Source organism: Paenibacillus sp. 32352 (assembly GCF_002042965.1).
GTDB lineage: Bacteria > Bacillota > Bacilli > Paenibacillales > NBRC-103111 > Paenibacillus_S > Paenibacillus_S vulneris.
The window spans coordinates 63288-76938 of record NZ_MZNT01000020.1; the positions used below are offsets into that span (position 1 = coordinate 63288).

Genomic DNA, 13651 nt, shown 5'->3' on the forward strand with positions numbered 1-13651 from the left:
TTTATTAAGGTTTTGTAAAACTGGAATGAAGGGATTGAAACCGATGAAAGCGAAGTTGAACATGGGATTTGCATTAGTTGTCGTTCTTTTGACGAGTCTATTGGCGGGCTGCAGTTCAGGCAGTACGGATTCAGGGGCATCTCCGGCCGCGGGTACGGGGAAAAGCGAAGAACATCACGAGCCTGTGACGTTAATGCTGCACCCTGGCCAAATGATCACACCGGAAGACTTGGAGCTTATGATTAATGAACCGCTCCACCGTAAATATCCCTATATTACCGTGCAGGTGATAGACAGAACCAAAAATAATTTGGAGAATCATGTAGCTTCAGGAAGTCAATTGGATCTCATTACTACCTGGAACGGCAGTATGTCTGCGGCAATGGATCTGGGCGTGTTCGAGGATCTGACGCCTTTGGCGAAAGCAGATGGGTTTGACTTAGGCCGGTTTGACCAGCAAGCGCTCGAGACCATTAAAACTATTTCTAACGACGGGAAGCTGTATGGCCTGCCTTACAACAGACAGTTTAATGCTCTTTATTACAATAAAGATATTTTTGATAAATTCGGAGTCGAGTATCCGAAGGACGGCATGACCTGGGAAGAGGTGATCCAGTTGTCCAAGAAGCTAACAAGGACGGTAGACGGCGTTGCATATCGCGGGCTGGATCCGGAAAGCATCCAAAGATTGAGCTTCCCTTTGTCCTTAAATATAGTGGATGCTGCGACTAATAAAACAACTATCAGCGATAACTACGATACGTTTAAAAAACTGTTTGAACTGGGGAAGGATGTATACGCTTTACCAGAGAACAAGCCGCCTAAATGGGGGACCAGCACAAACGATTCTTTTATCAAGGATAAAACAGTCGCCATGACGGCCACCGTCAATATGTTCCCTTACATCGCGCAAGCTCCTGAATTCAATTGGGATGTTGTCCAGTATCCGAGCTATCAGGATAAGCCTAATGTCGCCGGGATGTACGACTTACACATCATGTCCATCAGCAAAACGAGCCAGCACAAGGAAGAAGCGATGAAAGTGCTTGAGGTTCTGTTTTCGGATGAAGTGCAAATGATCGCTACGAAAAAGACCGGACGCATTTCGCTGCTGAACGATCCGAAATTCCAGCAGGCTTACGGTGCGGATATGCCTATTTTGAAAGGGAAGCATCTGGAAGGGATCTTCAAGAGCAAGCCTGCGCCTGCGCCGCGGCTATCAACCTACTATTCCAAGGCTGTCAGCATTCTCGAAAGTCACTTCAGACAATATGTTGACGGGGCAAAGGATACGAATACGGCGCTTCGTGAAGCCGAAGATGAGATTAATAAATACGTTCAATCGCAAACCGGAAAGTAATATGGCACAGCTAATCCATACTTCATATCCTCGGGAAAATCTCCCGGGGATTTTTTCTTTGCACAATAATGGGGAGTTCAATCTGGAAAATGCAACATAATTCTTGGTCTCTTAGGAAATAGTAAATCATGACTAAGCTCCGGTACCGCATTTTCATTGAAGATTTTACTCATTTAAACCGCTAAATTAAAAATTTGTCAACATTGATGATGACGAAAGGTGATTTTGATTTTATTGATCGTGAAAGCGTACATCATATACCATTAGCTCATAACGAAGTAGGAGGTTATGACAGTGAGCGCATTGACAAATGACCAGCAACAGTCTTCAGTTGACGTTCGCGTACAGGTTCAACGCTTTGGGCGTTTTTTAAGCGGTATGGTTATGCCTAATATCGGTGCTTTCATCGCTTGGGGATTAATTACTGCATTATTTATTCCGACAGGCTGGTTTCCAAATGAATATTTGGCTAAGTTAGTCGGACCTATGATTACTTATCTGCTTCCACTGCTCATCGGTTACACGGGCGGGAACATGGTTCACGGTACGCGCGGCGGTGTCATCGGTGCGGTGACGACGATGGGCGTTATCATCGGTACGGACATTCCAATGTTCATGGGAGCCATGCTCGTCGGGCCGTTCGCGGCTTGGGTATTGAAAAAGTTTGATAAATCCATCGAGGGTAAGGTTAAGTCCGGCTTCGAAATGCTGGTGAATAACTTCTCCTCAGGGATTATCGGCGGGATTTTGGCTGTGCTTGCCTATGCGGTTGTAGGTCCCGCGGTTCAGGTCGTAAGCAAAACTTTGGCCGCAGGTGTGCAAATGCTTATCAATGCCGGCCTATTGCCTCTTGCGAATGTGCTGATTGAGCCGGGCAAAATCTTGTTCCTTAACAACGCCATCAATCACGGCGTACTTAGTCCTATTGCGGTTGATCAGGCCGCTACGACGGGCAAATCGATCTTGTTCATGCTGGAATCGAATCCAGGACCAGGACTTGGCATTCTGCTCGCATACTGGCTTGTCGGACGCGGCTCGGCTAAGCTTTCCGCTCCGGGTGCCGTGATCATTCATTTCTTTGGCGGTATTCATGAAATTTATTTCCCATACATTCTAATGAACCCGCGCTTGATTTTGGCGGTTATCGCCGGCGGCGTGACGGGTACATTCACCTTCTCCTTATTTCATGCAGGTCTTGTGGCTCCTCCATCGCCCGGAAGTATTTTTGCCTACATTGCCATGGCGCCAAAGGGCGGCTTGCTGTCCATCTTTACCGGGGTTATTACGGCAACCATCGTCTCTTTTGTAGTGGCTGCTCTGCTCTTGAAAACAAGCAAGCAATCGGCGGATGAAGAGGATCTGGAACAGGCTAAAGCAAAAGTACAGCAAATGAAGCAAGCTCCAAACGCATCTGTACCCGCTGCTGCAGCTGTGGCGGACCATGCAGTTCAAGTGAAACCAGCTTCGGAAGTTCATAAAATCGTGTTCTCCTGCGATGCGGGGATGGGTTCGAGCGCTATGGGGGCTTCTATGCTAAGAAAGAAGCTGAACCAAGCCGGTGTGAATGTCACGGTAATCAACACAGCGATTAGCGAGATTCCAAGCGACGCTGATATCATCGTGACGCACAAGTCGCTGACAGACCGAGCTCGTAAACAGGCACCGCAAGCGGAACACATTTCGATCGATAATTTCTTGAAGAGCCCGGAGTACGACGAGCTTGTAGAGCGATTAAAATAATGCCAATTTTCAGACGTCGGCTTCATTGCCGGCGTTTATCTCCATTCTACTGATAAGGAGCATAGGCATGAGCCAGCATCACCGGCATCGTCAAATCGTGGATTTACTCCTCAGCCGTCATGAGGAGATCACCGTTGGAGAAATCGCCTCGGAAATCGGTGTAAGCACGAGAACCATTCACAGGGAGCTCTACGAGCTGGAGACAAGTCTGGCTGCATTCGGACTGACGCTGCTCAAAAAAACCGGTAAAGGCATTCAGCTTCAGGGAAAGCCTGAGCAGCTTGATGCGTTAAGACGAAGACTACAGGACGAAGCCATGCTCGAAAATTCGGCACAGGAGCGCAAACTCTTTATTTTGTGCAAGCTTCTTACGGAAGAGGAGCCTGTAAAGCTGTTTACCTTATCGCACGAGCTGCACGTCTCTACACCGACCGTTACGAACGACTTGAATGAGCTTGAGGATGTGATCCGGAAGGCGAACCTGCTTCTTGTGCGCAGAAGGGGATATGGAGTGGAGTTAACCGGAACGGAGGCCAATAAGCGAAAGCTGATCAATCAGCTGGCAAGGCAATATCTGGATGAATCCGATATGTTCGGGAAGCATCCTCCTCCGCCCCAGTCTGCAGAAGGGAAGCTGCTTGAGCTTATCGGCAAGCCTTACTTTGCCAAGGTGGAGGCTGCACTGTGGCATGCTGAGGAGGCCGGCCTAAGTGAGCTTGGAGAAGAGGAATATACGCATCTGCTGCTCGGGATATCGGTCGCTATCTCCCGAATCAAACAGGGGAAGCAGGTAGCACTCCAAGCCGAGCATGCCTCTATTCGCCGCAGTGAGCTGCTTATCCGCATCATTCAGGAGCTAACGGAAGCGATACCTGTGGAGTTTATAACAGCGGAGATAGCCCATCTGTCCACGCTGCTTGAGCCTGAAGAGACGGTACATCCCAATCAGCTGCTTCCGGCTGAAGAACTGAGCTATATGGAAATCGTATGGCGGCTGATCCGCAATATGGAAGAGCGCATGGGCATCCGGTTCAGCGAGGACCGATCGCTTCGAGACGGGTTGCTCCATCATCTGGAATCTGCGATTACCCGTCTCCGTTCGAAGGGGAGTATACGCAATCCTTTGCTTGGGCAAATCAAGAGAGATTACGAAGAGCTGTTCGCGGCCGTTCGTCAGGCGATGGATGAGACCATGCCGGAGCTCTTCGCTCCGGATGAGGAAATCGGATTTCTGGTTATGCATTTTGGAGCTTCTATTGAAAAGCAGAAGCAATTTCGCCGCAACGTCAGAGCGATCCTGGTCTGCACGAGCGGGATCGGAACGTCCAACATGCTGGCGGTTCGCCTTTCCAATGTGCTTCCTCAAGTCGTTATCGCCGGTCAGGCCTCGTGGTTTGAAGCGGCCCGCATACCGGAAAGCGAGTACGATCTGATCATTTCCACCGTGGACCTGCCGCTGCAAGACGACCAATATATCAAGGTAAGCCCGCTGCTAACGAAGGAAGAAGCAGAAAGGCTGCGTTTGTTTATTCATAATGTAACGCTTCAGCAGGAGAGAGAAAAAGAGACTCCACGCGAAAGGATAGAAGAAGATCAGGTAGCTTCGCATAAGCTTCAACGGCTTGAACGATACACGGATGAAATCAGGAAGATTATCGACCAATTCAAGGTTTATTATCTGGAGCAGAAGTGCAAGGTCTTATCCGAAATGCTTGCAGCCATGTGTGAATATGTCAAGGAGTCCGGCACGATTGAGGAAGTGGAGCCGATTGTCGAGCTGCTGCTGCAAAGAGAACGGCAGAGCAGCCAGATCATCCCTGACCTGGGCATTGCGTTGTTCCATATAAGGAGCGATAAGGTTAAGGCGCCTTCTTTTACACTGTTTCGGCTGAGGGAAGACTTAAATCTTCTAGAGCCTGCCCCCGCGGGTGTCAGGCAGCTGCTTCTGATGCTGGGTCCGAAAGAGCTTTCCAAGGAAAGCTTGGAGGTGCTTAGTGAAATAAGCTCTTACCTGATCAATCCGGAAATGATCGAGCTGCTCAAAACGGGTGAAACAGCGGAGATCAAACAATTTCTATCGAGAGAGCTGGCTGTTTTTGTGGAAAATAAAAAATAAACGGATAATGGAGAGATCTACTATGAGCATACTGTCTGCAAACAAAGTGAAACTAAATGCACAACCTAAAGACAAATTCGAAGCGATTCGCATGGCTGGCCAGCTGCTGGTCGATGCCGGTCATGCCTCGGCAGGGTATATCGAAAAAATGCTTGAGCGCGAGGCGACGCTGTCCACTTATATGGGCAATGGGCTGGCCATTCCTCACGGTACGCAGGATTCCAAATCGTTGATTCATTCCACAGGCTTGTCGATTGTACAAATTCCGCAGGGTGTCGATTTCGGAGACGGAGAAAAGGCAACGCTCGTTATCGGTATTGCTGCCGCCGGCGGTGAGCATTTGGACATTTTGACCAATGTAGCGATGGTTTGTTCTGAAGAGGAAAATATGGAGAGTATTCAAAAAGCGTCCACAGCTGAGGAAATTATCGGTATATTCGAAAGCGGGATGGAATCATGAGAGCTCTGCATTTTGGCGCCGGGAACATTGGCAGGGGCTTCATCGGGCTAGTATTGTCCCAAGCGGGTTATGAAGTTTGCTTCTCCGATGTGAACGACAGCTTGGTGGAATTGCTGAAGGAAAGAAAAGCATATACCGTTCGTTTGGCGAACGCTGCACAAGATTCGTTCTATGTATCGAACGTGACGGCGATAAATGGTAAGAATCTGGAGGATGTTGCGGAAGCCGTCGCACAGGCCGATCTTGTGACAACGGCGGTTGGGGTTAACATTCTTAAACATATTGCTGAAGGTATAGCAATGGGGCTTGCTAAACGTGCAGAACGCGGTGCCGCCCCGCTCCACATTATCGCCTGCGAAAATGCGATCGGAGGAAGCACTCAGCTTAAAGAGCATGTATACAGCCATTTAAGCCCGGAACTTCAAGAGATCGTAGGGAAATTCGCTGCTTTTCCGGATTCGGCGGTTGACCGCATCGTTCCTATTCAGCACAATGAGGACCCTCTCGAAGTGAGGGTGGAGCCATTTTATGAATGGGTCGTGGATGAATCGAAAATGCTTCCGGGCTTTCATCGAATCGAAGGCGTACATTACGTTTCCGAGCTAGAGCCTTATATTGAGCGTAAGCTGTTTACAGTTAACACAGGGCACGGCTTCGCGGCTTACCTCGGATATCTGCAAGGCTACGGCACCATTCAAGAAGCGATGGCGGATTCCGAAATCGCAAAAAACGTACGGCATATCATGGAAGAAACAGGAGCGCTGCTAACCCGTAAATATGGATTTGATCGTGGGGAGCATGAGCAGTATATTGATAAAATACTAGGCCGTTTCTCCAACCCTTATTTGACGGATCACATCGAACGTATCGGCAGATCACCGATTCGCAAAATATCCCGTAACGACCGTTTTGTTCGTCCGGCCTTGCAGGCTTTTGAGCTTGGTCTGTCCACACGGTACCTAACAATGGGCATTGCTTCCGCGCTTCTGTTTGACATTGCGTCCGACCCGGAAGCTGCGGAAATTCAGAAGTCCTTATCCGAGCATGGCTTGGATCAAACCATTACGAGCTATACTTCGATCGACAAGGAGCACCCGCTGCATAAAGCCATTATTATTCATTATGAACAGTTAAAAGCGGGTGTTAAGGAGGTATGAGCATGACTGAAATGGCAACCAATCGTCTGTCCGGTATCGCTGCCTCACCGGGTATTGCTATCGGCAAAGCTTTTCGCCTGCGTCAGGAGCAGTATGTTCCTGGGGCTGACAAGGCAGCCGATGTACAACGCGAGCTAACGCTCTTTCGCGAGGCGGTAGAGCGCGCAAAGCAAGAGCTCGAACAGATTCGCAGTATGACGGAAGCTCGAATGGGTGCGGCGAAGGCGGAAATTTTTGAAGCGCATCTGATGCTGTTAGAAGATCCCGATTTGATCGATGCCATCATTGAGAAAATCGAAAACGAGGGTGATAACGCCCAATATGCGCTCCACGAGGTTTCCACTGTCTTCATCGAGGCACTGAGCGCAATGGATAATGAGTTGCTGCGGGAACGTGCGGCAGATGTGCGCGACGTATCAGGCCGTATAATGAGCCATTTGAGGGGAATCCCTCATGCATCGGTATCGGCCATCCATGAGCCGTGTGTTCTTGTTGCGGAGGATTTGACCCCTTCGGATACGGCGCAGTTAAATCTTGATTATGTGCTCGGGTTTGTAACCGAAATCGGCAGCCGCACCTCGCATTCGGCGATTATGGCGCGTTCCCTTGAGGTACCTGCCATCGTGGGGGCAGGCGAGGCAGCGGCACTCATCGATACGGGAACACCGATCATTATGGACGCTGTGGGCGGAACCGTGATCGTCAATCCGACCGATGAGGAGCTAGCGGCGTACCAAGCGAGCAAAGCGGCGTATGACGAGCGTAGACGCGAGCTGCGCAAGCTGCTGGATCAGCCGACTATTTCGCAGGATGGCCACCATGTAGAACTGGCGGCCAATATCGGCAGCGTGGAAGATTTGCAGAAGGTGCTTGAGAACGGAGCGGAAGGCATCGGCTTGCTGCGGACGGAATTTTTATATATGGGCCGTAGTGCTCTTCCCAGCGAAGATGAGCAGTTCCAGGTATATAAACATGTGCTGGAACGAATGAAGAACAAGCCTGTTGTCATTCGTACGCTGGATATCGGCGGCGACAAGGAATTGCCATATATGAAGCTTCCAGCGGAAAGCAATCCGTTCCTTGGACTGCGCGCGGTGCGTTTATGCCTCAGCCGACAGGATTTGTTCCGTACCCAGCTTAGAGCTTTGCTGCGTGCAAGCAGCTTCGGCAATTTAAAAATCATGTTTCCTATGATTGCGGTAAGAGAAGAGCTTCTGGAGGCGAAGCGGCTGCTGCAGGAGGAAAAGGAGAAGCTGATTGGCGAAGGAACAGCCGTATCCGATATCATCGAGATCGGAATCATGATAGAGATTCCTGCCGCGGCACTGGCTGCCGATCACTTAGCCAAAGAGGTCGACTTTTTCAGCATCGGCACCAATGATCTGATTCAATATACGATGGCCGCCGACCGCATGAACGAGAACGTGGCGTATTTGTATCAGCCGTGCCACCCCTCTGTGTTAAGATTAATCCGCATGGTGATTCAAGCCGCGGAGAAAGAAGGCAAATGGGTTGGTATGTGCGGAGAAATGGCCGGGGATGAAACGGCGGTTCCGATCCTGCTCGGAATGGGGCTCCATGAGTTCAGCATGAGTGCAGGCTCCATTTTGTCGACGAGAGCTCTCATCAAGCGGTTAAACCGCAGAGAGTGGGCGGATTATACGGAGCAAATAATGGCGATGAGCAGTCATGAGGGCATTGTTCAATTCGTACATCAAAAGACCAAGGAGTAACCAGATATGAAAACTCAAACTTTTAAAGTACTGAATCCATCCGGTTTCCATGCACGGCCTACAAAAGAATTTGTTCAGGCCGCCAGCGCGTTCCCTTGCAAGATCAGCGTGATTAAAGGGGATAAGAAGGTGAACGGGAAAAGTTCTCTTAGTATGCTGACCCTGGGCATTCAGCAAAATGATGAAGTAACGCTGGAAATAGACGGTGAGCAAGAAGAGCAAGCATTAACCCAATTGGGCGGGCTGCTTACGAAGATATTTGAAGAGTAGCACGCTTACGCTTAACGGGTTTGGAATAGTGGAACCTTGTCCACACGACAAACTGTACCCTATAGAGTAGACACATAAAGTAGTCTGCCTATAGGGTACTTTTTCCTGCTCGCTGGAAACTATCAGCCTATCCAAATCTGTAGCTCACTTAAATGTCATAAGAGTAATCCGCCGGCAAAACTCTCCTTAAGAACTGTTGGGTACGTTCTTCTTTTGGGCTTGTAAATATGTCCTTCGGCGTTCCTTGCTCCACAATGCTTCCGCCATCCATAAAAATAACTGTGTTAGCCACATCCCTGGCAAAGGACATTTCGTGAGTAACCACTAGCATCGTTGTTCCTTCCTTCGCAATGTTTCTCATGACGGTTAACACTTCCCCGACTAATTCCGGATCAAGCGCAGAAGTAGGCTCATCAAATAAAATGATGTCAGGATTTAATGCAAGAGCCCTCGCAATGCCAACCCGTTGCTGCTGGCCTCCTGATAATTGGCTGGGATACGCGTTGTATTTGTCTGAAAGCCCTACTTTATCGAGCATGGCCCTGCCGATTTCATCCGCCTCCTGTTTAGGTACCTTTCTTCCGATAATCAGTCCTTCGGTCACATTTTCTAACGCTGTTTTGTTGTTGAACAAATTATAATTTTGGAATACGAAAGCGACCTTTTGGCGAATGTCGTGAATTTGTTTTTTTGTTGCTGTTCGAAGGTTCACATCGACATTTCCAAACACGGCGTGCCCCTGGTCGGATCTTTCCAAAAAATTAATGCATCGGAGTAAGGTGGTTTTACCCGAGCCGCTGGGACCAAGGATGACGACCACGTCGCCCTTATCTATTTTTAGGCTGACTCCCTTTAAAATCTCCTGTTTACCAAATGATTTATAGACATCCCGAATCTCTAACACGTGTGTGGCCCCCCTTGCTCATTCTTAGGCATTTACCGTTTTGTAGGTTCTCAAATATTTCTCATACCGCTTAAATCCGTATTCCACCAGACTGCAAATAATCAAATAGATAAGAAAAATATCGATATAAGCCTCTACGTAGTTGTACCCGACGTTGGCCGCTACTTTAGCTTTTAATGTAATTTCTTGCAAGGACATCGCATAGCCCAAAGAGGTAGCTTTAATGAGATTGGTTGTCGCAGTACAAATATTGGGTAATGCCACGACCAAAGCTTGCGGAACGATAATCCTTCTAAAAGCTTGGACGGTAGTTAATCCGACAGACAAAGCGGCTTCAAGCTGCCCTTTGTTGACTGTGTTGATGGCCGAACGGAATACCTCGATCAGCGTAGCTGTCGTGTACAAGGAAAATACGATGAATGCGTACCAAATGGGATTCACTTTGTAAATGTCAACTTGAATATGAAGCTTGGCAAATAGATTAGTTAGCAATAAGGGCACGCTGCTATAGATAATAAAAATTTGGACGATGATAGGTGTTCCTCTTACAAAAGAAATATAGATCTGAGCGAGCCGGTGCAAAACCGGGATTTTGTTAATTCTGGTTAACGCCCCCATAAAGCCTAGTGGAGCCGCAATCAGCAGCGCGACCACTGTAATGGCTAGCGCAGTAGGAGCACCGGATAATGCTATAAAAAAGGTTTTCACCAAAAATCCCCAATCGAGCCCTTCCGACACGTTCCCCACCTCCTTATACGGTTTTTAGAGCTTGTTTTCCTTTGCTGAATACTCGTTCCAGCTTCGAGAACAGCTGCTCAATAGCAATGGAAATTACCCAGTAAATCAGGGACAAGGCCAAATAAATTTCTAACGCGTGAGCGTTGTAATTGCTTGAAATAATTAAACTTGCTTTCCCGATGACATCGATCAATCCGATCGTATACGCCAAGGAGCCTTCCTTAATCAGCGCTAGCAGGCTGTTGCCAAAATTGGGCAGTGCCACTACAAAAGCCTGGGGAAAAATGATTCTCCTGTAAGCCTGCGTGCTGCTCAATCCTACACTTACCGCAGCTTCATACTGCCCTTTATCTACAGATTCATAGGCGGTTCGGATGACCTCGGACATCGCTGCCGCGAATTGAAGCGAGAACGTAATAACCACAAATACGGATTTATCAATGCTGTTCAAGTCGATGCCAAACTGATTGAATAGGAACGGGATTCCGTAATACGTTAGAAATAGAAGCACAATGGACGGCGTGCATCGGATTATAGTGGTGTACCCATGAGCCGTTTTACTAGCCCAGCGATTCTTCCCTATTTTTGCCGCCGCTAGAAGGAAGCCTAGAAGGGTGCCGAACAATACAGAGAAACCGGTAACCATAAAGGTTACTTTTAAAAACGGAATTAGCACGGGAATGGAGTCAAAGATATATTTTGCATCGAAATAGTGGTTCATGGTTCACCTTCATTCTGGCTTATGAATAGGTAAAAGCATTAATCGAAAAAACTTGCCACTCAAGTGACAAGCTTTTATTTGACTTTGGGAAACTAGCTAGGCAATAGGCCATTACCTTTTAACGGCATTTAATACCTCGAACAAATCCCGGCCATAAAATTTGGTGCTCAATTCATTGAGCTTCTTGTCATTTTTCAGCTTTTTAATAGCCTCATCGTAAGCATCTGCGAATTCCTGTTCCTTCTTATTGAACAACGGCCACGTTTTGATCACGGCGAACTCATTGTAGACAATCTGATCCTTGAACTTATAATAGGGGCCGTCCGGCTCGGTGACTTGCTTTTGGAAAGGACCTTCAATCATGACACCTCCGTCCACGCGCCCTTCATTTACCCATTGAACTACATCCACTGTGAACGAATCGCCGGCTTGCAATTTTACTTTATTATTAGGATTCGTCTTGTTGTATTCGTCAATAATGGTATATTGCGCGTTATTAGCAGCAATAGGCGCTAGCGTAAATCCGGCTGAAGCGAAATCCGACAGGTTTTTAATGTTTTCATTCTTTTTCTTTAATACAAGTCCGGTGCTGCTTAAGCCCAGAAATTCTTTGGGGAAAATAAATTTTTTGGTTCGCTCCTCTGTCCAAAAAGCATTTTTAATACCCACTTGATACTTACCTTGTTCAACGCCTAATAATAAGTCGTCGCTGGATGTTCCAACGAATTCGAATTTGTATTGAGGGAGTAATTGGCCCACTAACTTCATAGCTTCGACATCATATCCCGTTGGATTTCCCTTGTCGTCCGTGTAGCTTATAGGTTTGGAAGCTTGATCATACGCTATTTTGACGACTCTGGCTTTGGAGTCTTTAACATCCGATGAGCCCTTCGATGCGTCTGTGGAAGCCGTTGTGCTTGAACCGCATCCCGCCAGTAGAGTGACCAACGCTAAACTAGTGACAGCCATAGATAACCATTTTTTTCTCATCACGCAAATCTCCTTTGAAATGATCTATAAAGTTTGTTAGAAACCCGGTAGAATGATAAACCAACGTGAACCTTTTTTTGATGAACCAAATATTAACACAAGAAATCCAATCAGTAAAGTAGGAATTAAAATGGATCAAAGGGTCTTTCTTTCTTGACAAATAACCGGCATTGGAAATAACATAATACTAAATAAATCCAATCGGAATTATATGATATTTTGGATCGTTAGGCAAGAGGGTACTTTTATCGCATAGAGGGGGAATCAGGATGAATTTATTTATACGGCGGGATATTCAACAAGAATGGCTGAACAAGCTATACGAGAAGGAGGCTGATTTCAAAAATAAAGCCGCGCGAATCGATGAGGAGGGGCTCTTCCCTACGGAAAATATAGTAGATTTAATCGAACTGGGCTACACCCGGTCGACACTTCCAAAAGCTTATGGCGGGGAAGGGCTAAACGTATATGATATGGTGCTGCTCCAGGAAACAGTCGCGAGCTTCGATGCCTCTACTGCCTTAGCTATTGGGTGGCATTTGTCCGTGATCGGGGAGCTGTTTGAGAAAAAATTATGGTCGGATCGAGACCTGAATTTTATAGCTGAAGAAATTGCCAAGGGGGCCTTAATCAATCGAGCTGCCTCTGAGGCGCAGACAGGAAGCCCGACAAGAGGCGGCCGCCCCGAGACCAAGGCCATAAAAAAAGGGAACCATTGGGTGATCTCGGGACGTAAGGTGTTTACATCGCTTGCTCCTATGTTAACTTATTTTCTTGTTTCGGCATGGATAGAGGAAACGGAGACGATCGGGTACTTCCTGGTGCATAAGGATTTAGAGGGAATTAGAATTGATGAAACTTGGGATACCATTTCGTTACGGGGAACAGGCAGCCACGATCTTGTCCTGGAACAAGTCACTGTCCATGAGGATCTGCTTGTTGAACCCGATATTCTTGGCAGAGGAAAAGAAGTGAACGGCTGGCTGCTCCATATTCCGGCTTGTTATCTGGGCGTCGCGCAGGCTGCGAGAGACTATGCGGTCCGGTTTGCCAATCATTATTCGCCTAATAGTATAAGCGGGCCGATCAGTCAGCTGTCCAACATTCAACAGCTTATAGGCGAAATGGATCTTGAGCTGATGAAAGTAAGGCATTTTTTATATAGTGCTGCCGAAGCCTACGATGATTTATCGCGAAGACCGTTCCTCACGAACGAGCTCGGCGCGGCCAAACATGCAGTCACCAATACGGCGATTGCTGTTGTGGACAAAGCGATGAGAATCCTGGGAATCAAAAGCATCCACCGCAGCAATCCATTGCAGCGATACTATCGGGATGTAAGAGCCGGCTTGCATAATCCGCCTATGGATGACGCTACCATACAAAAGATCGCTTTATCGGCCATCGAGCAGGATAAGTTAAAAGCCGCGGCACGAGTATGAAGCCTGGTTTCTGCCTTTAC

Annotated in this window: 12 protein-coding genes; 8 read left to right on the plus strand and 4 right to left on the minus strand. The window is 47.7% G+C overall.

What is annotated here, in order from left to right; all coding sequences use genetic code 11:
* The first annotated feature begins 43 nt into the window (after positions 1-43).
* The 7 genes from B1728_RS32970 (at position 44) to B1728_RS33000 (ending at position 8836) form a co-directional block, all read left to right on the plus strand.
* The gene (locus tag B1728_RS32970; protein WP_179136293.1) at positions 44-1360 is read left to right on the plus strand and encodes an ABC transporter substrate-binding protein; all 1317 of its coding nucleotides are present in this window, start codon (positions 44-46) and stop codon (positions 1358-1360) included.
* 288 nt (positions 1361-1648) lie between these two features.
* Positions 1649-3100 (plus strand): PTS mannitol transporter subunit IIBC, encoded by a 1452-nt coding sequence (locus B1728_RS32975; RefSeq protein WP_079914673.1) that lies wholly within the window; start codon positions 1649-1651, stop codon positions 3098-3100.
* A 67-nt stretch (positions 3101-3167) separates the two neighbouring features.
* A complete protein-coding gene (locus tag B1728_RS32980) occupies positions 3168-5216 on the plus strand; it encodes a BglG family transcription antiterminator (protein WP_079914674.1) in 2049 nt (682 codons plus the stop codon).
* 22 nt (positions 5217-5238) lie between these two features.
* Positions 5239-5676: a PTS mannitol transporter subunit IIA gene (locus tag B1728_RS32985; RefSeq protein ID WP_079914675.1), complete on the plus strand. Its 438-nt coding sequence runs from the start codon at positions 5239-5241 to the stop codon at positions 5674-5676.
* Positions 5673-6833: a mannitol-1-phosphate 5-dehydrogenase gene (locus B1728_RS32990; RefSeq protein ID WP_079914676.1), complete on the plus strand. Its 1161-nt coding sequence runs from the start codon at positions 5673-5675 to the stop codon at positions 6831-6833. The genes B1728_RS32985 and B1728_RS32990 overlap by 4 nt, the downstream gene beginning before the upstream one ends.
* 2 nt (positions 6834-6835) lie before the next feature.
* Positions 6836-8566 carry a phosphoenolpyruvate--protein phosphotransferase gene (gene ptsP, locus B1728_RS32995; RefSeq protein WP_256865609.1) on the plus strand — a complete coding sequence of 577 codons (1731 nt, stop codon included), beginning with the start codon at positions 6836-6838 and terminating at the stop codon, positions 8564-8566.
* 6 nt (positions 8567-8572) lie between these two features.
* Entirely contained in the window at positions 8573-8836 is a 264-nt protein-coding gene (locus B1728_RS33000; RefSeq protein WP_079914677.1) for an HPr family phosphocarrier protein, read from the plus strand.
* 148 nt (positions 8837-8984) lie between these two features.
* Here the strand turns inward: B1728_RS33000 and B1728_RS33005 are convergent, their stop codons facing one another.
* The 4 genes from B1728_RS33005 to B1728_RS33020 form a co-directional block, all read right to left on the minus strand.
* Entirely contained in the window at positions 8985-9740 is a 756-nt protein-coding gene (locus B1728_RS33005) for an amino acid ABC transporter ATP-binding protein (RefSeq protein WP_079914678.1), read from the minus strand.
* Between the two features lie 24 nt (positions 9741-9764).
* The gene (locus B1728_RS33010; RefSeq protein ID WP_079914679.1) at positions 9765-10478 is read right to left on the minus strand and encodes an amino acid ABC transporter permease; all 714 of its coding nucleotides are present in this window, start codon (positions 10476-10478) and stop codon (positions 9765-9767) included.
* 13 nt (positions 10479-10491) lie between these two features.
* Positions 10492-11199, minus strand: coding sequence for an amino acid ABC transporter permease (locus B1728_RS33015; RefSeq protein WP_079914680.1), 708 nt, complete (start codon positions 11197-11199; stop codon positions 10492-10494).
* Positions 11200-11310: 111 nt separating this feature from the next.
* Positions 11311-12189 carry a transporter substrate-binding domain-containing protein gene (locus B1728_RS33020; protein WP_079914681.1) on the minus strand — a complete coding sequence of 293 codons (879 nt, stop codon included), beginning with the start codon at positions 12187-12189 and terminating at the stop codon, positions 11311-11313.
* Positions 12190-12458: 269 nt separating this feature from the next.
* On the opposite strand from B1728_RS33020, the gene B1728_RS33025 reads away from it, so the two are divergent.
* Positions 12459-13631 carry an acyl-CoA dehydrogenase family protein gene (locus B1728_RS33025; protein ID WP_079914682.1) on the plus strand — a complete coding sequence of 391 codons (1173 nt, stop codon included), beginning with the start codon at positions 12459-12461 and terminating at the stop codon, positions 13629-13631.
* The last annotated feature ends 20 nt before the right edge of the window (positions 13632-13651 follow it).

Bases quoted from the DNA above. Each gene is read 5' to 3' on its own strand.
- B1728_RS33015 (WP_079914680.1), bottom strand. From the start codon at position 11,199: ATGAACCACTATTTCGATGCAAAATATATCTTTGACTCCATTCCCGTG.
- B1728_RS33020 (WP_079914681.1), bottom strand. From the start codon at position 12,189: ATGAGAAAAAAATGGTTATCTATGGCTGTCACTAGTTTAGCGTTGGTC.
- B1728_RS32985 (WP_079914675.1), top strand. From the start codon at position 5,239: ATGAGCATACTGTCTGCAAACAAAGTGAAACTAAATGCACAACCTAAA.
- B1728_RS32975 (WP_079914673.1), top strand. From the start codon at position 1,649: ATGACAGTGAGCGCATTGACAAATGACCAGCAACAGTCTTCAGTTGAC.
- B1728_RS33000 (WP_079914677.1), top strand. From the start codon at position 8,573: ATGAAAACTCAAACTTTTAAAGTACTGAATCCATCCGGTTTCCATGCA.
- ptsP (WP_256865609.1), top strand. From the start codon at position 6,836: ATGACTGAAATGGCAACCAATCGTCTGTCCGGTATCGCTGCCTCACCG.
- B1728_RS32990 (WP_079914676.1), top strand. From the start codon at position 5,673: ATGAGAGCTCTGCATTTTGGCGCCGGGAACATTGGCAGGGGCTTCATC.
- B1728_RS32980 (WP_079914674.1), top strand. From the start codon at position 3,168: ATGAGCCAGCATCACCGGCATCGTCAAATCGTGGATTTACTCCTCAGC.
- B1728_RS32970 (WP_179136293.1), top strand. From the start codon at position 44: ATGAAAGCGAAGTTGAACATGGGATTTGCATTAGTTGTCGTTCTTTTG.
- B1728_RS33025 (WP_079914682.1), top strand. From the start codon at position 12,459: ATGAATTTATTTATACGGCGGGATATTCAACAAGAATGGCTGAACAAG.